This window comes from Ruminococcus sp. CAG:57 (genome assembly GCF_000435935.1).
In the GTDB taxonomy this organism is placed as follows: Bacteria; Bacillota; Clostridia; order Oscillospirales; family Ruminococcaceae; genus Hominimerdicola; species Hominimerdicola aceti.
In genome coordinates this window covers 30,064-48,648 of sequence record NZ_FR890786.1, presented here as the reverse complement: position 1 = coordinate 48,648, position 18,585 = coordinate 30,064, and the positions used below count along the sequence as shown (strand labels likewise).

Below are 18,585 nucleotides of genomic sequence, written 5' to 3'. Positions count from 1 at the left end.
CTTGACATCGCAGAGGCACTTCTCGTAAACAACGGTGGTCTTGGTCATACTTCAGTTCTTTGGGTAGATAACATAAACGAGAGAGAAAAGCTCAATAAGTTCGCTGCAAGAATGAAGACTTGCCGTCTTATCGTAAACACACCTTCTTCACTTGGCGGTATCGGTGACCTCTACAACTTTGACTTTGCTCCTTCCCTCACACTCGGCTGCGGCTCATGGGGCGGCAACTCAGTTTCTGAGAACGTTGGCGTTAAGCACCTGCTGAACATTAAGACAGTCGTTGAGAGGAGAGAGAATATGCTTTGGTTCAGAGCACCTGAAAAGGTATACTTCAAGAAGGGTTGTCTCCCTGTTGCTCTTGACGAGTTGAAGACTGTTATGGGCAAGAAAAAGGCATTCATCGTAACAGACCAGTTCCTTTATAAGAATGGTTATACAAAGGCTATCACAGATAAACTCGATGAAATGGGTATTCTCCACGAAACATTCTTCGATGTTGCTCCAGACCCAACACTTGCTTGCGCACTTGAGGGTGTTGCTCAGTTGAGAGCTTTCGAGCCTGACACAATTATCGCTATCGGCGGTGGTTCTGCAATGGACGCTGGTAAGATCATGTGGGTTCTTTACGAGCATCCAGACGCTGACTTTTTCGATATGGCTATGAGATATATCGATATCCGTAAGAGAGTTTACACATTCCCTAAGATGGGTGAGAAGGCATACTTCATTGCTATCCCAACATCTTCTGGTACAGGTTCTGAGGTAACACCTTTCGCAGTTATCACTGATGAAAAGACAGGTACTAAGTATCCTCTGGCTGACTACCAGCTCATGCCTAACATGGCTATCGTTGATACAGATATGATGATGTCTGCTCCAAGAGGTCTGACTTCTGCATCAGGTATCGACGCTCTGACACACGCTCTTGAGGCTTATGCATCTGTAATGGCTACAGATTACACTGACGGTCTTGCACTGAGAGCTATGAAGCTCATTTTCAAGTATCTGCCAGGTGCATATGACAACGGTCAGACAGACGTTAAGGCTCGTGAGGAAATGGCTACAGCATCTACAATGGCTGGTATGGCATTTGCTAACGCATTCCTCGGTGTTTGCCACTCAATGGCTCATAAGCTTGGTGCTTATCATCACCTGCCACACGGCGTTGCTAACGCTCTCCTTATCACAATGGTAATGAGATACAACGCTGACCCAACACCTAGAAAGATGGGTACTTTCTCACAGTATCAGTATCCACATACTCTTGAGAGATACTGCGAGTGTGCACATTCACTTGGTATCGTTGGTAAGAACGATGAGGATACACTCAACAAGTTCATCGACGCTATCGAGGCTCTCAAGGAAAGAGTTGGTATCAAGAAGACTATCGCTGATTACGGCGTAGACGAGAAGCACTTCCTTGACACTCTCGACAACATGGTTGAGGACGCATTTGATGACCAGTGCACAGGTGCTAACCCAAGATACCCACTGATGAGCGAGCTGAAGGAAATGTACCTCAAGGCTTACTACGGCAAATAATCTTTGCTGACAAAGCAATTTGCAGAGTGACTAATATTTGATTATTAGTTGATCTATAATAAACCTCCGACTGCTTGTTCCCTTTAGGGAGCAGGCAGTCATTTTTTTGTTAATTTGCACTTAAAATAATAATGTAAGGTATGTGTATTATATATTCAAATAACAGTTGAAAAAGGAAAAAATATATGGTATAATGAAATAAGTATAAATTATTTCAGAGCAATATCTGATGTGATTTTTACATAACACTTGGCGACACTCCGCCATACAAAGAGGTTACAAATATGAACAACAAAAATTATGACGTTATTATCGCTGGCTGCGGTGCGGCAGGTCTATATGCAGCACTTAACCTTTCCCGTGATTTAAATGTACTTGTGCTTTCCAAAAGAGAGCTGACCTTGTGTAACTCTTCCCTTGCGCAGGGTGGAATTGCAGGCGTTTATGACAATCCAAAGGACTCGCCTGAATATCACAAACATGATACATTTGTAGCAGGTGGATTTGAAAATGATCCTGAGTCCACTCAGGTCCTTGTTGACGAAGCCTATATTGACATTGGAAAACTCATAGAGCTTGGTGCTGACTTTGATAAGTGTCCTGATGGATCTTATCACCGCACTCTCGAAGGTGGACACGGTATGAACAGGATTTTTCATCATGCCGATACCACAGGTCTGGAGATCGAAACAACTCTACTAAGAAATGTTCAACAGCTAGATAATGTTGAAATACTCGAAAATGTCGTTATGTGCAACGCAAAGAAAACCGAAACAGGTTTTTCCATTCTTGTGCTGACTAATGACAACGAATATACGACATATAATTGCAGATACGCCATTTTTGCAACTGGTGGAATAGGCAGAGTTTACGAATACACTACAAACTCCGCTATCGCAACAGGCGACGGCATAACTATTGCTTATGAACTTGGAGCAGAGATAAAAAATCTCAGCTATATCCAGTTCCACCCAACAGGCTTTAACAACAAGCACACTCGTGAAACTTTCCTTATCTCTGAATCTGTCAGAGGCGAGGGAGCTTATCTTAAAAACTGCAACGGCGAAAGATTTATGCAAAACTATGACGATCGTCTGGAGCTTGCTCCAAGAGATGTTGTTTCTCATGCGATCATGGCTGAAGCCAAGAAAACAGGATCTGACAAATTCTATCTTGATATCACTCACAAAGACCCTGAGTTTGTCAGAAACAGATTTCCTATGATAAATGAAAAGCTTCTCGAAGCAGGTTATGACATGACCAAGGATATGATACCTATTTTCCCTTGTCATCATTACCTTATGGGCGGCATAAATGTTGATACATATGCAAGAACTAACATTGACAGGCTTTATGCCTGCGGCGAATGTTCACATACAGGTGTTCACGGCAATAACAGACTTGCAAGCAATTCCCTACTTGAAGCTTTGGTATTTTCAAGACGTGCTGCGGCTGACATCAATGAAAAGATAAAATCTGACAGTGGTGACCTTGAAACATACGATTTCAAGATAGACAATGAAGCCCCGCACATTCCTCAGGGCATAAGAACAGAGATAAGAGATATAATGCAGCGTGCATATTTCGTTATCCCTGATAAGGAGGCTTTGCCGCCTGATCTTCAAGAAGTAACAAAGCTAAAAAATTTCCTTTGTGACGGTAATTTCAAAATAGACAGAGATTATGTTGAAGCAAGGTCTCTTACAACTGTCGCTTATATCGTATTAAAGGACGCTATCGAAAAGCTCAAATCCAAAGAAAAAATGGAGGAAAACAAATGAGATTAATGCAGTTTCAGATCGACGATATCATTAAAACAGCTCTGCTGGAGGATATCAACTATATAGACGTTACAACGGATTATCTTGTTGACGAAAATTCAGTTTCAACAGCAAAGTATGTTTCAAAGGACGAAGGCGTTCTTTGTGGAATTGATGTTGCAATGAGAGTTTTTCAGCTTCTTGACAGCAATGTTAAATGTGAGATATTTATCCATGACGGTGAAAAGGTCAAGAAAGGTGACATTATCGCAAGAATAACAGGCTCAACAAGAGCCTTGCTCAAAGGCGAAAGAACGGCACTGAATATCGTTCAGCATATGTCAGGCGTTGCAACTGCAACAAACAGATGCGTAGAGCTTGTAAAGGGTACAAAGGCATCTGTTGCTGACACAAGAAAAACGCTCCCAGGTCTTAGAGTTTTGCAGAAATATGCAGTTACAGTAGGCGGTGGAAAAAACCACAGATACAATCTTTCAGATTGCGCAATGCTAAAAGACACTCACCTTGACGCATATGGCAGCATGACAGGCGCAGTAAACGCTCTCAGAGAAAAAATGGGGCATACTGTCAAGATAGAAGTTGAAGTCGGAAACCTTGAAGAACTCAAAGAAGCTCTTACACTTGGCGTTGAGATAATCATGCTTGACAATATGACAAATGAAGATATGGCAAAGGCTGTTGAAATGACAAATGGCAAAGCACTTTTAGAAGCTTCAGGAAACGTGACCTCTGAAACAATCCGTGCGATAGCTGAAACAGGTGTTGATATCATTTCTATCGGTGCTATCACACACTCAGTCAAGGCGTTTGACATTTCAATGAAAATGGAAAAGTAATATAAAACAAAAGCCAACGCCATATTAAGGTGTTGGCTTTTATGCTTAAATGGGGAAAAATATGCGTTATTACAAAAGATCTCATGTGCATTACAGCAAATCGGCAATGAAAATAATAGCGTTAGTTTTCATGTTGGTTGGCGTGACATTTCTTGCAGTTGGAATAGGTTTTGCAATACACCAAACTCAGCTCAAAAACAGATGTACTCTTGAAGTCAATGCTATAATATCAGATATTCTCAGCAAAGATGAACGACACGAGAACGATGACGGACACGTGTCATATAGCACAGTTTACACACCAGTGTATTCATATAACGTTGACGGACAGCTCTACACCACTCACAGCAATACATATTCCAGCAACATCAGATACAGAAGAGGACAAACGATCCAGATATTCTGTGACCCTGACGACCCTGAAACGTTTTATGCACCAAATGATACAACCAACACCATATTAACAGTTGTTTTCTGTGGATTAGGCGGGCTTTTTGCGATTATAGCAATAGTGCTTATCATAGTGCTTATACATATAAAGAAAAAGCAGAAATCCGGAAAAAATTTTGCAGAAAATGAATTATACGAAGAAAATAATTATCCATACGACGAATAATTCTGAGAGGAGGAATTTTTATGGCAAGCATTATGGACGGTGAAAGACAATTTCACATCAGAACTATCCCTGATGAAGTGGGCAGATATGTTATTATGCCGGGCGACCCTGGAAGAGTGCCGAAAATAGCGGCACTTCTTGATGACGCAAAGCAGGTGGCTCAAAACAGAGAATACAATGTTTATACAGGCTATCTTTACGGTGAAAAGGTAACTGTGTGCTCGACCGGTATCGGTGGGCCATCTGCGGCAATTGCAGTGGAGGAACTGGTAAAGTGCGGCGCAGACACATTTATTCGTATTGGCACAAGCGGAGGAATGGATCTTTCCGTTAGCGGTGGCGACCTTGTTATAGCTTCGGCGGCTGTCCGTGGCGAAGGTACGTCAAAAGAATATCTCCCCGAGGGCTACCCTGCTGTAGCAGATTTCACTGTAACAACTGCCCTTGCAAAAGCTGCGGCTGAACTGTCAGAAGATAAGCTTGGCAAGCGTTATCATGTGGGCGTTGTCCACAGCAAGGACAGCTTTTATGGAGAAGTAGAGCCTGACTCAATGCCTGTGAGCGGCGATATAAATTACCGCTGGGACGCATATTTAAGATGCGGCTGTATGACTTCCGAAATGGAATGTGCCGCAGTTTTCTCAGTAGGTATCACAAGACACGTCCGCTGTGGAGCTGTTATAACAGCTATATGGAACGTGGAGCGTTCAAAGGCAGACCTTGAAGACAATGTGAGCGACGACACCACAAGAGGTATCCACTGTGCGGTGAACGCTGTGAAAATACTGATAGAACAGGATAAAAAGTGATAAAAAAGCCGCTGTGACGTTTATTGTCATAGCGGCTAAAATTATTTTATTCTTATTCCAAGAAGCATTGAAAGCTCCACAGCTTGATTGGCTGAAAAAACAGCGTTTCGGAGTTCTCTGAATGTATCAGAAACGCGAAGTCCACTTACAAGACAGGTAGAAAAATCAACGCCGCCGAGAGCCGTTCTGAAAAATGATGTGCCGAGATATTTAGTTCCGCTTGTCTTAAACGCTTTTAAATTGCAGGAAACAAGCTCAGCGGAGGACATATCACTGTTTTTCACCTGGGTTTCAGACAGCTTGCACTTATCAAATATGGCATATCCGCAGTTTGAGGATTCAAAGGTTACACCTTGAATGGAACAATCCTTGAACTCTGCGCCAACGAGCTTGCAGGAGCGGAACTCACATCTGCTGAGGTAGGATGAGTCCAGTGATGAATTTGACAGATCGCAGGATATGAACGTCACATCAACGAATGAGGAACGCTCAAAATCGCAATCGGTAAAGGTGCAGTTTTCAAACATACAGTTTATAAATGACAGGCAGGAGAGATCTTCGCTTTCAAGATATTCTCCGCTAAATTTACAGCCTGAAATATCGCTGTCAGTGCGTTTTGCAGTACGTTTGACTTCGTTAAGGTCGCACAATGGAAGGTCTTGCATCTTATTCACAGCTTTCCTCCCAATTGTCAGAAAAATCAAAATCATCTGGAAACTGCTCTGCTATAACTGTCTTTGAAAACTGTGAAGCAGTTTCTATAAGCTCTTTGCCTCTTCCCGTCCATGTGAGCAAGTCTGCATCTATATCAACGGCCTGAAATGCAGTTTCAAGGCTTATTGACCTAAGGTCAGCTGCAATGAACTGCGGTTTTGATATAAAACGCCATATAAATGGCTGGGCGCAGATGAATCTTTCGATATACTCAAGGTCTATATTTTTTCTGTATTTTGAGATAAGCTGACCTCTTGTGACTTTTGGTGAATGAAACCTAAACCACATCACTGAGAACGGGTTAAAGCTCTGCACTGCAAATTCGCCTTTGTATTTCTTCATCATATGGTCAACTCGGCTTTCAAGCTCTCCAAATGGCGCACCGCCTTTAAGCTCAATAAGAAGTGGCACTTTGCCGTCAACAATTTTCAGCACCTCAGACAGCAGTGGTATCTTTTCATCACTGTTTTTAAGTTTAAAGGCAGAAAGCTGTTCATATGTGTAATCAAACACCTTGCCCTCAATGCCGCACATTCTCATAAGGTCATTGTCATGGAAAACCACAATGCGGCAATCCTTTGTTAGACGTACATCAAGCTCGATAGAAAGACATTTTTCAACCGCAAGCCTGAATGCGGTAAGAGAATTTTCAGGAACAAGTTCTGAGTGAAGACCTCTGTGAGCAATATATTTACCAAAATCCATATGGGATACCTCTTTTCGTATTAAAGTCATTTATATTATACTCTCCCAGGCTTAGATTGTCAACTGTATCACGCTGGATAATATATATTTCATTCACAGAAAGTTTAAGAATTATCACACAGTATCATCACAATAATAAGATATAATTAAATTTATGTTATGCAGAGGATTTTCTCTCAAAGGAAAGGACAATTATTATGATAAAGAAATTAGCCGCTGTTACAGCAGCTCTCACAATAGCTATTTGCAGCTTTACTTCATGCAGCAAAAATAACGACAGCTCATCAACCGTATCTTCCACAGTGGATTCTTCTGTTTCAGCTGTTGACAGCACAACTGAAAAACAGACACCTGAGCCGTCCCTTACAATTGACGGCAAGTCCATTGATACTAAGGACTTTATCGTTTGCACCATTGACGGCAAGGATATTGATTTTGATACTTTCAGATACTATTATTATTATACTATAAGCAAGTACACTTCCACTTACGGAGCAACCCTTGACACTATCAAGTCAACTGACGGTGGTTTTGAGCTTCTTATGGAGGACGTTATCACTGCACTTAAGCAGGAACTTGTTGCACCTGAGCTTGCAGAAGAAAACGGAATTAAGCTTACAGACGATGACAACAAGACAATTGATGACCAGATAGCTAAAGCAAAAGCAAACTATGATTCTGATGAAGCTTATCTTAATGACATTAAGTCGGCTTACCTCACAGAGGATCTTTACAGGAAAATGCTTGAAACAGCTACTATCTATACTAAAGTAAACGATACTCTTTTTAAGAATAACGGTAAGTATGCAACTAAAAAAGAGGACTTTAAAAAAATAGTCAAGGATACAAACGAGTATTGCCGTGAGATTCACGTTATGATCCCTTTCTATGCACAGGTAGATCTTGATGACAGTACCGCTGACAGTTATGACAGTATGTCACTTTCAGACAAAGCGAGCGCAAAGCAGTCAGCTTATGCGAAGCTTGATGATGACGGTGTAAAGAAAGCTAAGGAAAAGGCTAAAAAGCTTGCAGAAGAAGTTCTGAAAAAAGCTCAGGACGGAGAAGACTTTGATAAGCTTATTGAAAAGTACGGCTGGGATCTCGGTCTTGAAGATCCTTCAACAGGATATTATTTCAATAAAGATACGACTGGATATCCTGAAGAGCTTGTAAAAGACGCTTTCAAACTAAAAGAAAACGGCATTTCCACTGAACTCACAGAGAATGACACATATGGATATTTCATAATCAAGCGTTTGCCGGTTGATATGGATTATGTAGAACAGAACATAGACGATATGATCTATTCATATGATACACCTGCTATCTCAAAGCTTTACAACGAAAAAATGGACAAAATGGAAGTCAAGTATTGCGACCAGTGGGACAAGATAACTGCGGACAGCATAACCTGATGGATCATGGTATGATTAAAGAGCCTGAGCAGATCTCAGGCTCTTTTTATGCGTTTTTGTGATTGACGTGAGAGTGAATATCTGATATAATAAAAACTGAGGTGATCTTACGGACAGGCTGAAATTTCAAGATGCTTGCGATAAAATCATAGGCAAAAGCCGTGAACGCAACGGCATCGGAACTCTAGGCGAGAAAACGCTTCATGCTGTTTTGAAAAACTATTTTGAACCATATGGTGAAAATCAGGAGATACGCATTGGCGGATATGTGGCTGATATCGTAGGCGAGAACGGTGTTATCGAGATACAAACAAGGCAGTTCAACAAACTGCTGAAAAAACTTGAAGCCTTTCTTGACTACTGTGACGTGACAGTGGTCTACCCTATCCCTGCGGTCAAATATGTCCGTTGGATAGATACTGAAACAGGAGAGTTGTCAGAAAAGCACAAATCGCCGAGAAAATACACTATCTATGAAGTCATGCCCGAACTGTACAAAATAAAATACACCCTTGATAACCCCCGATTTCATTTGTGCCTTTGTATGCTTGAAACCGAGGAGATAAGATTGCTTAACGGCTGGTCAAAGAACAAAAAGCGTGGATCTTCACGCCATGACAGGATACCAAAGGGACTTATTGACGAAATACATATCGACTGCCCTGCCGACTTTGATATGTTCCTCCCGGAGGACCTGCCAAAGCAGTTCACTTCTAAAGACTTTGCCCTTAATGCAAAGATATCTCGTGAATATGCACAGGTAACGCTTAATATACTCACATATCTTGAAAGAGTGAAACGTGTGGGCAAACAGGGTGCTAATATACTTTATGAGAAAACTGAATGAGCAAGACTCTTTACATACAGTGCGAAAGGAAGCTGTAAATGAAACTAAAACGAAAAATCAGCAGGATATTATCCATGACGCTGGCAATAATGCTGCTTGTGCCTGCGATGTGTGCAGACGCATTCAATTTTACACCTACATCAGGCTATGACGATGACGGAAAAGCGATACCGTTGGAGCTTTACTCTGAAGCGGTCTATATGGTCAATCTTGACAGCGGTGAAGCTATCGTTGACATAAACGGTGAGGACGAGCGTGTGCCTGCTTCCCTAACAAAGATAATGACTGCTGTAGTGCTTCTGGACAAATTCAAAGGTGATGAACAAAAACTGAAAGATACATACTATTCAGCAGGCTCGGAAGCATTTGATGAACTATATGATACTGGTGCTTCAACAGCTGATATACAACCAGGCGAAGAAGTAAGCTGTTATGATCTTCTGGCGGCACTGCTTATCCCATCCTCATGTGAAGCAGCGAATATAATCGCTTTGAATGTGTCCGATTCCATAACAGGATTTACAGATCTTATGAATGAAAAAGCTGAAAAACTCGGCATGGAAAATACACACTTTTCAAATGCACATGGTCTATGGGCGCAACAGAATTATTCGTCCTGCAAGGATATGGCAACTCTTTGTGAATATGCCATAAGCAAATATCAGGTATTTCGTGATATTGTCTGTCTGCCAAGCTATCATATGGCATCCACCTCTTATCACTCAGATGGAACAGATATTTATAATACAAACCTTATGCTTGACTCAATGACCGATTATTACTACTCCTATGCTAAAGGCATAAAGACAGGCACCCTTGACTCCGCTGGAAGATGTTTAGCTTCATATGCGGAATATGAAGGCACCACATATCTTATTGTGACAATGGGTGCACCAATGGATAAGCTTGAAGAAGATGTGAAGAAGGGCGAGGAAGATCCTGATTCCATATATGGTGGAGATAATGTTTACTACAACCTCCTTGATCACATCAATCTTTACAAATGGGCATTTTCAAGTCTTGTAGCAACGGATTTTGTGGACAAAGACAGCGAAGTCCGTGATGTAAAGGTAAGCTATGGTGACGGCATAGATTATGCAAATCTTAAACCTGCAAATGGTTTTACAAGGCTGTGGCCTGTAGATATATCAGTAAATGATGTGGAAAAGAAAATAACCGTTTATGACAACGTTGTTGCACCTGTTGAAGTTGGCGATGTGCTTGGTAAAATGGAACTTGTCTACAAAGGTGAAGTGCTTGCAACTATAGATCTAGTTTCCACAACTAAAGTAGAACGTTCCCAAGTCAAAGCGAAGGTTAAAATAGCTAAGTCATACTTTGAATCGTCTGTTTTCAAGGTCACATTAACAATACTTATTGCACTTATAGTAATATACTCTGTGATACATATTGCAAAAATACAGAAAAAATACATGAAATAAAACAAGCGGTCTGCTCACTATGAATCGTGAACAGACCGCTCTTTTGCGTTTACTGATCTTTATTTTCGTTGTGATCGTCAACTATTTCTGGATCATCCTCTCTGTTGACCTCATTTACCTCATCAGCACTTGGAATGACCATGGCGTCAAGCTGTTCAGGTGTAAGCGGAATACGCTTTTCATTTTTCTTATACAAATGCTCAACATCCTCCATATAATAGTCGGTATCTACAGGGAGCTTCTTCTTTCTTAATCGCTGAACAACGCTCTCTCGTGTAAAAGTATAAAGCAATGCAAAAGTCGGAACTGCAATGACCATACCTATGAACCCAAACAAATTTCCAAAGAAGAACAGTGATACCAGCACCCAAAAACCCGGAAGCCCAGTAGAATCACCAAGTATCTTAGGACCAAGGATATTGCCGTCAAACTGCTGTAGAATAACTATGAAAATAAGAAGTATAATGGCTTTTTTAGGATCAATAAACAGCATAAGTGCAGTTGATGGTATCGCACCGATTATCGGTCCAAAAAATGGGATAATATTAGTTACACCCACAAGAACACTTATCATGATGTTGTAAGGCATATTCATGATAGTCAGACCTATAAAGCAAAGAACTCCGATTATTGCCGAGTCAATGATCTTTCCGCTCAAAAAACCTGCAAAAACTTTATTTGTTTCAGTGCAAACTCTCATAATCTTCTCACATGTAGACTTTTTTGTGTTTGCAATGATTATCTTCTTAGCCTGAGCAAGAAGCTTTTCCTTGCTGCAAAGCATATAGATAGAAACGATAAATCCAAATACAAAGTTTTTAAGAACATTGATAACGCCCCATGCACCCGAAAGAATATTTTCAAACATCGGCTGTATCTTCTCGATAACGGTTCCCAAATCAGTTGAAAAAGCTTTGAGCTTCTCCGTAGCCATTGTTTCAATATCAGGATAGTTTTTAAACAGCTTATTTATCCAACCCTGCACTTTAACAACGATGTTAGATGCATTGTTAAAAATATCAATTATGGAATTTATAAGTTCTGGAACAACAACATAAGTAAGTCCAACAACTATCCCCAGAAAAACAAGTGACGCTACAGTTACTGAGCAGGCTCTGGTAAGCTTTTTCTTAGCTGGATTTTTTACCACTTTATTTCTGAACAGCTTTTCAAAATTCACCATTATAGGATTTATAAGAAATGCGATCACAAGACCAACTATAACAGGCGTAAGTGCAGAAACAAGTGTGGAAATAAGCTTTAAGATCGTATTAAATTTAAATACAGCCACTACCAAAAGCACATTTATAGCAATAACGATAACTGCATAAAATGCAATTGTGGTGTATTTCTTATTAGTTTGTACTTTCATATATTTTCCTTTCTCAATTACCTTAACTATTACTTTATTATACACTACATTATTTATAAATGCAAGGAATATTGAAAATTTTAAATTATTTATTTTGGTATAAATCCAAATCGCAAAAGAATATTTACATAATAGCAATAATATTTACATTTTCTGATATTGACATTTTAGAAACAGAGGAATATAATAAAACTAAAGTTAATACGATAAATCCTATGAGCAAAAGTAAGTAGTTTGATGCAAAAGGTCACAGAGAGTCAGCGGTAGGTGTGAGCTGATACATTTTCTTCAGATGAATGGATTTGTGAGGAGCGGTGTGAAAGTTTTTACGAGTATCACTCGCCGTGATTCCTGCGTTAAAGGACAGGATATTGATTTCTGCCAGTCAGAATGCGTATCTGTGAGCCGATAATTTATTATCGGGAAATTGGGTGGCACCACGGTTCTATCGTCCCATAACTAGATGTTATGTGTGATGACAGGACTTTTTTTTATTGCCAATTTTACGACAAAAAAGCATTTAGGAGGAATATTTATGCTGTACCCTGCTATTGAACAAGTAAAGGAACTTTTTGAAAACTACAAGACTGTGCCTGTATTCTATGAGCTTCTCATGGATTCATGTACGCCAATACAACTTTTTAACTGTCTGCACGAGGCGTATGATGATTGTTTCATTCTTGAATCTGTAGATAATAAAGACAAGTGGGGCAGATATTCATATGTGGGCATTGATCCTAAATGCGAATATATTCTTGACAAGCACGTTGTTACTGTTAAGGAGAAAGGCAAGGCTGATGAAACGGTAAAAGTCGATGATCCTATCGCTTTCTTTTCTGAGATAATCGAAGGCCACAAGTCACCGAGATTTAATAATTATCCAAAGCTCACAGGTGGTCTAATAGGATTTTTCGCTTATGATATGATAAGATACTTTGAGAAAACACTGTGCAACCCACCTGAGGACGATCTTAAACTTCCTGACGCTGACCTGCACCTTTTTGAAAAGATCGTTGCTTACGATCACCTTTCAAACAAGGCTGTAATAATCCTCAACATCAATAAGAGCGATGATCTTGAAATTAAATACAAAGAATGTGAAAAGATATGCAACGAAGTAGTTGAAGCTCTTAGAAATTACAAGCCTGTTATGAAAACTCCAAAGACAACGGAGGACAACATCACAGTAAAATCCAACATCACAAAGGAACATTATCTCGCAAACGTTGAAAAGGCTAAGGAATACATCAAAGAGGGCGACATCTTCCAGATAGTTCCGTCACAGAGATTTGAGATAGACAATCCGCCTGACAGCTTTGACGTTTACAGAATGCTCCGCTCCACTAATCCGTCACCTTACCTTTACTACTTTAAGCACAATGATTATGCTGTTGCAGGTGCTTCACCTGAAATGCTTGTATCTGTTGAAAACAGAACGGTAGTAACAAGACCTATCGCAGGCACTATCAAGCGTGGAGCGACCTACGACGAAGATATCCGCAATGAACAACAGCTTCTCAACGATCCAAAGGAAAGAGCTGAACACACAATGCTCGTTGACCTTGGAAGAAACGACATAGGAAAGGTTTCTGAGTTCGGCTCCGTAACTGTTACAGACATGATGATAGTTGAAAGATATTCAAAGGTTATGCACCTTGTATCGAATGTAAAGGGTACACTGAGAGAAGATAAGAAACCTCTTGACGCACTTATGGCAGTTCTTCCTGCCGGCACTCTTTCAGGCGCACCGAAGGTAAGAGCAATGGAGATAATCGACGAGCTTGAAACAACAAAAAGAGGCCTTTATGGCGGAACAGTTGGTTATCTTGCATTTGACGGTTCGCTGGATACTTGTATCGCTATAAGAACAGTGCTTTTCAAAAATAACAAGGCTTATATCCAAGCAGGAGGCGGAGTTGTCGCAGACTCAGTTCCTGAGAACGAATATCAGGAGTCATGCAACAAGGCAATGGCTGTTATAAATGCAATAAAAGAAGCAAGCAAATTATAATTTAAAAGGAGTTAATAACATGAGCAATAATATTATTCTTACAGGCGACAGACCAACTGGATCACTTCATCTTGGTCATTATGTAGGTTCTCTCAGAAAAAGAGTTGAACTTCAAAACACAGGAAAATTTGATCAGTTCGTTATGATAGCTGATCTTCAGGCACTTACAGATAACGCTGACAATCCTGAGAAGATAAGACAAAACATTCTTGAGGTAATGCTTGACTATCTTGCGGTAGGACTTGAGCCTGACAAGACAACATTCTTCGTTCAGTCACATATCCCAGCACTTTACGAACTTCCAATGTACTATTCAAACCTCGTTACAATGTCAAGACTTGAAAGGAACCCTACTATCAAGTCTGAGATAAAAATGAGAAACTTTGAAAGAAACCTTCCTGTTGGCTTTATGACATATCCTATCAGCCAGGCAGCAGACATCACAGCATTCAAGGCTAAGTATGTTCCTGTTGGAGAAGATCAGCTTCCAATGCTTGAACAGGCAAGAGAGATAGTAAACAGCTTCAACAGAATTTATAAGTGCGATATACTTGTTGAGCCTGAGGCTGTTCTCCCAGACAACGCAAGCTGCAACAGACTTGTTGGTACAGACGGCAACACAAAGATGAGCAAATCTCTTGGCAACTGCATTTACCTTAAAGACGATGAAAAAACGCTGAAAAACAAGATAATGTCAATGTACACTGACCCTACACACATCAATGTAAGCGACCCTGGTCACACAGAGGGCAATCCGGTATTTATCTATCTTGACGCATTCAGCAAGGACGAAGATTTTGCTAAATACTTCCCTGACTATAAGAACCTCGCAGAGATGAAAGAACATTATGAGCGTGGCGGCCTTGGCGATATGAAATGTAAGAAGTTCCTTAACAACGTTATGCAGGAATTTCTCGCACCTATCAGAGCAAGACGTGAGGAATATGAGAAAGACAAAGAGCAGCTCATAGAGATACTTAAAAAAGGCACACAACGTGCAATAGAGGTTTCAAACGAAACTGTTTCAGAAATAAGGAATGCTATCGGCATAAACTACTTCAACGACAAAACTTTCATTGATAAGTTTGTACTGTAAAGGAAGATTACTATGATTTTACTTATTGACAACTATGACAGCTTTACCTACAATCTTTATCAGGCTGTAGGCGTACTCACAAAAGACATTACAGTAGCAAGAAATGATGAGATAACCATAGATGAGATCGAAAAAATGTCACCTGCGGCTATCATCATCTCCCCTGGTCCTGGTTATCCAAAGGACGCAGGAATTTCCGAAGAGGTCATAAAGACATTCAGTGGCAGGATCCCTATACTTGGCGTTTGTCTAGGACACCAGGCGATAGCCGAAGCATTCGGTGGAAAGATAGTTCATGCAAAGCAGCAGCTTCACGGCAAGCAGACAGATATAAATCTTAACACTGCAAACCCACTTTTCAGCGGTCTGAAAAGCACAATAAAAGCCGCAAGATATCACTCACTTGTTGTTGACAGCATTTCACTTCCTACCTGCCTGTCTGTTATTGCAACTGACGATAAAGCTCAGATAATGGCAATAAGACACAGAGAACACCCGACCTATGGCGTTCAGTTCCACCCTGAGTCAGTTCTCACTGGCGAAGTTGGAAACATGATAATCGAAAACTTTCTGAACGATATCGCTGGCATAAAGACCACAAAAACAAAGTCAGCTGCTCTTCCTGACAGCGAAAGAGTTGAGCTTAAAAAGTATCTCAAAATAGTATGTGATGGAAAGTCACTAACTGAGGACGAAGCTTATAAAGCAATGGATATCATCATGAGCGACAGAGCTTCTAATGCTCAGATCGCTTGCCTGCTCACAGCACTGAGAATGAAGGGCGAAACTATCGACGAGATAACAGGCTTTGCAAAGGTAATGAGAGAAAAAATGTCAAAGGTCAATGTCAAGGGTACTCTTGATATAGTTGGCACAGGTGGAGATCTTTCAAACAGCTTCAACATTTCCACAACCTCTTCATTCGTAATTGCGGCAGCAGGACAGAAAGTCGCAAAACACGGCAACAGAAGCGTTTCTTCAAAGAGCGGTGCGGCTGATGTTCTCGAGGCTCTTGGAGTTAAAATTCAGTCAACACATGAACAGGCTGAAAAGTCCCTTGACGAGATCGGTCTTTCATTCCTGTTTGCACAGTCATATCACTCAGCAATGAGATTTGTAGGACCTACAAGAGCGCAGATAGGTGTAAGAACTGTTTTCAACATTCTCGGACCTCTCGCAAATCCTGCAAAAGCAGACTTCATGATACTTGGCACATATGATCCTAATCTACTCGAACCGATGGCTAAGGTGCTTATGAATCTTGGCATAAAGAGAGCAATGCTCGTTTACGGCAACGACAAACTTGACGAAGTTTCTATATCAGCTCCTACAACTATTTGCGAGATAAACGGCGGAAAGCTTATCAAGTATGAGATAAAGCCTGAGGACTTCGGTCTTAAAAGAGGCAAGCTTGCTGATATCGCTGGCGAGGACGGAAAGGGCAACGCAGCTATCACAAGAGGTATACTCGAGGGCACTATCAAGGGTGCAAAGAGAGATATCGTTCTTCTCAACTCAGGCTGTGCACTTTATATCTGCGGCAAATGCGACAGCATCGAAGAGGGTGTAAAGACTGCAGCTGAAATGATAGACAGCGGAAAGGCTCTTAAAAAGCATGAGGAACTTGTTGAACTTACTAACAGAGGATAAAAAATGATACTAGACAATATCTGCGACAAAAGAAAAGAACAGCTTGAAAGAGATATATCAATAATTTCAAGACAAGATATCAAATACATGGCAGCCGAAAAAGAGTATCAGACAGTTTCCTTTTCAAAATCTATCAAGCGTGACACCATTTCAGTCATAAGCGAGGTAAAGAAAGCCTCGCCGTCAAAGGGACTTATCTGCCCTGACTTTGACCCAGTGAAAACTGCCTGCGAATATGAGAAAAGCGGTGCGAACGCTATTTCCTGTCTCACTGAAGAGCATTATTTTCAAGGCTCTGCGGAATATCTCAAAGCAATAAGAAAGGCTGTGAATCTGCCTATACTCCGCAAGGACTTCGTTATCGACGAATATCAGCTTTACGAGGCAAGAGCCATAGGTGCTGATGCAGTGCTGCTTATCTCGGCTATACTCAGCGAGAATCAAATGAAAGAATATTCTGACATTGCACACGAGCTTGACCTTGAATGTCTTGTAGAGGTACACAACGAGGAAGAATATGAAAAAACGCTTGGTTTTAAGCCTGACATGCTTGGCATAAACAACAGAAATCTTTACACTTTTGACGTTGACCTTGAAACCACGGGCAGGCTCAGCAATATAGTAGGCGACCATGCAGTGCTTGTTTCAGAGAGCGGTATAAAAACAAATGCCGATATGAAAAAAGTACGCAGCCTTGGTGCTGACGCTGTGCTTATAGGTGAAACGCTTATGAGAAGCGGCAACATCAGCAAAACTCTCCATGAACTGAGAGAGGGCGTATAAATGACAAAAATCAAGATATGTGGTATGCGCCGTGTGGACGATATTCTTTATGTGAACACATACCACCCTGATTATGCAGGCTTTATACTGTCGGAGGGCTTTACACGCACGGTAGACATTGACACATTCTACGATCTTGAACTTCTTCTTAATAAGGAAATCAAACGAGTGGGCGTTTTTGTAAACGAGCCTATAGAGAATATTCTGAAAAGCTTTGCACAGAAGCTTGATGTTATCCAGCTTCACGGTGAAGAAAACGCAGAGTATATTGATAAGCTCCGTGAAAACTGCGGCTGCGAGATATGGAAAGCCGTTCGTGTGAAATATGCTGATGATATCGCAAAAGCTGACGAACTTCCCGTCCACAAGTTGCTTATAGACAGCTTTTCAGCAGGCAGCTACGGCGGAACAGGCAAGCGTGTTGACCTTGATGTGTTCTCCAATGTGAGTATTTCAAAGCCTTTCTTACTTGCAGGTGGACTGAACGAGGATAACATCTGCTCTGCTATGGAAAAGGTACAACCTTATGGCGTTGACTTTTCAAGTTCAGTGGAAACCGATGGCTTCAAGGACGAAAACAAGATAAAAAGGATAGTTGAAACTATCAGAAATAATACCGAAAGAAGGATATAAATGAGTAAAATTGGACGATTCGGTGAATTTGGCGGACAGTATATCCCTGAAACTGTCATGACTGCTGTTCACGAGCTTGAAAAAGCTTACGATAAATACAAGGACGATCCTGAGTTCAACAAAGAGCTTCAGGAGCTATACCACAATTATGCAGGCAGACCGTCAATGCTTTATTATGCAGAAAAGATGACCAAAGATCTTGGCGGAGCTAAAATATACATCAAACGTGAGGATCTTAACCACACAGGCTCACACAAGATAAACAACGTTTTGGGTCAGATACTTCTGGCAAAGAAAATGGGCAAAAAGCGTATCATCGCTGAAACCGGT

The 18,585-nt window shown here is 40.9% G+C and carries 16 protein-coding genes, 1 pseudogene and 1 other annotated feature; of the genes and pseudogenes, 14 read left to right on the top strand and 3 right to left on the bottom strand.

All coding sequences use genetic code 11. The annotated features are described in order from the left end of the window. From QVO88_RS10615 to QVO88_RS10595, 5 genes are all read left to right on the top strand, one after another. A partial coding sequence (locus tag QVO88_RS10615) for an iron-containing alcohol dehydrogenase (protein ID WP_288178019.1) occupies window positions 1–1,542 on the top strand: 1,542 nt, incomplete at its 5' end. 284 nt (window positions 1,543–1,826) lie between these two features. Further along, window positions 1,827–3,323: an L-aspartate oxidase gene (locus tag QVO88_RS10610; RefSeq protein ID WP_022288438.1), complete on the top strand. Its 1,497-nt coding sequence runs from the start codon at window positions 1,827–1,829 to the stop codon at window positions 3,321–3,323. Continuing rightward, window positions 3,320–4,159 carry a carboxylating nicotinate-nucleotide diphosphorylase gene (gene nadC / locus QVO88_RS10605; RefSeq protein ID WP_022288437.1) on the top strand — a complete coding sequence of 280 codons (840 nt, stop codon included), beginning with the start codon at window positions 3,320–3,322 and terminating at the stop codon, window positions 4,157–4,159. Before QVO88_RS10610 ends, nadC begins: the two co-directional genes overlap by 4 nt. A 49-nt stretch (window positions 4,160–4,208) precedes the next feature. After that, window positions 4,209–4,775, top strand: coding sequence for a DUF3592 domain-containing protein (locus tag QVO88_RS10600; RefSeq protein WP_117957953.1), 567 nt, complete (start codon window positions 4,209–4,211; stop codon window positions 4,773–4,775). A gap of 20 nt (window positions 4,776–4,795) precedes the next feature. Continuing rightward, a complete protein-coding gene (locus QVO88_RS10595) occupies window positions 4,796–5,584 on the top strand; it encodes a nucleoside phosphorylase (RefSeq protein ID WP_022288435.1) in 789 nt (262 codons plus the stop codon). Between the two features lie 41 nt (window positions 5,585–5,625). Here the strand turns inward: QVO88_RS10595 and QVO88_RS10590 are convergent, their stop codons facing one another. Both QVO88_RS10590 and QVO88_RS10585 read right to left on the bottom strand, forming a co-directional pair. Further along, window positions 5,626–6,249 (bottom strand): pentapeptide repeat-containing protein, encoded by a 624-nt coding sequence (locus QVO88_RS10590; RefSeq protein ID WP_267300461.1) that lies wholly within the window; start codon window positions 6,247–6,249, stop codon window positions 5,626–5,628. A 1-nt stretch (window position 6,250) separates the two neighbouring features. After that, window positions 6,251–7,003, bottom strand: coding sequence for a glycerophosphodiester phosphodiesterase family protein (locus QVO88_RS10585; RefSeq protein WP_022288433.1), 753 nt, complete (start codon window positions 7,001–7,003; stop codon window positions 6,251–6,253). A 197-nt stretch (window positions 7,004–7,200) separates the two neighbouring features. Between QVO88_RS10585 and QVO88_RS10580 the strand changes: the two genes are divergently transcribed. The 3 genes from QVO88_RS10580 (at window position 7,201) to QVO88_RS10570 (ending at window position 10,710) form a co-directional block, all read left to right on the top strand. Beyond that, window positions 7,201–8,421 (top strand): peptidylprolyl isomerase, encoded by a 1,221-nt coding sequence (locus tag QVO88_RS10580; protein WP_022288432.1) that lies wholly within the window; start codon window positions 7,201–7,203, stop codon window positions 8,419–8,421. A 211-nt stretch (window positions 8,422–8,632) separates the two neighbouring features. Further along, window positions 8,633–9,268 carry a hypothetical protein gene (locus QVO88_RS10575; RefSeq protein WP_022288431.1) on the top strand — a complete coding sequence of 212 codons (636 nt, stop codon included), beginning with the start codon at window positions 8,633–8,635 and terminating at the stop codon, window positions 9,266–9,268. Window positions 9,269–9,306: 38 nt separating this feature from the next. Further along, window positions 9,307–10,710 carry a D-alanyl-D-alanine carboxypeptidase family protein gene (locus QVO88_RS10570; protein WP_287216360.1) on the top strand — a complete coding sequence of 468 codons (1,404 nt, stop codon included), beginning with the start codon at window positions 9,307–9,309 and terminating at the stop codon, window positions 10,708–10,710. Window positions 10,711–10,759: 49 nt separating this feature from the next. Here the strand turns inward: QVO88_RS10570 and QVO88_RS10565 are convergent, their stop codons facing one another. After that, complete coding sequence (locus tag QVO88_RS10565) at window positions 10,760–12,082, bottom strand: AI-2E family transporter (protein WP_022288429.1); 1,323 nt, start codon at window positions 12,080–12,082, stop codon at window positions 10,760–10,762. 206 nt (window positions 12,083–12,288) lie between these two features. Then, window positions 12,289–12,541 (top strand) — a binding site (T-box leader). A gap of 76 nt (window positions 12,542–12,617) precedes the next feature. On the opposite strand from QVO88_RS10565, the gene trpE reads away from it, so the two are divergent. The 6 genes and pseudogenes from trpE to QVO88_RS10535 all read left to right on the top strand — a co-directional run. After that, window positions 12,618–14,093, top strand: coding sequence for an anthranilate synthase component I (gene trpE, locus QVO88_RS10560; protein ID WP_022288428.1), 1,476 nt, complete (start codon window positions 12,618–12,620; stop codon window positions 14,091–14,093). Between the two features lie 19 nt (window positions 14,094–14,112). Beyond that, window positions 14,113–15,189 carry a tryptophan--tRNA ligase gene (trpS, locus tag QVO88_RS10555; RefSeq protein WP_022288427.1) on the top strand — a complete coding sequence of 359 codons (1,077 nt, stop codon included), beginning with the start codon at window positions 14,113–14,115 and terminating at the stop codon, window positions 15,187–15,189. A 12-nt stretch (window positions 15,190–15,201) separates the two neighbouring features. Beyond that, window positions 15,202–16,839, top strand: coding sequence for a bifunctional anthranilate synthase component II/anthranilate phosphoribosyltransferase (locus QVO88_RS10550; RefSeq protein WP_022288426.1), 1,638 nt, complete (start codon window positions 15,202–15,204; stop codon window positions 16,837–16,839). Between the two features lie 3 nt (window positions 16,840–16,842). Continuing rightward, window positions 16,843–17,622 carry an indole-3-glycerol phosphate synthase TrpC gene (trpC, locus tag QVO88_RS10545; RefSeq protein WP_022288425.1) on the top strand — a complete coding sequence of 260 codons (780 nt, stop codon included), beginning with the start codon at window positions 16,843–16,845 and terminating at the stop codon, window positions 17,620–17,622. Continuing rightward, entirely contained in the window at window positions 17,623–18,255 is a 633-nt protein-coding gene (locus tag QVO88_RS10540; protein ID WP_022288424.1) for a phosphoribosylanthranilate isomerase, read from the top strand. Beyond that, window positions 18,256–18,585: pseudogene (locus QVO88_RS10535) on the top strand (pyridoxal-phosphate dependent enzyme); the annotation flags it as partial.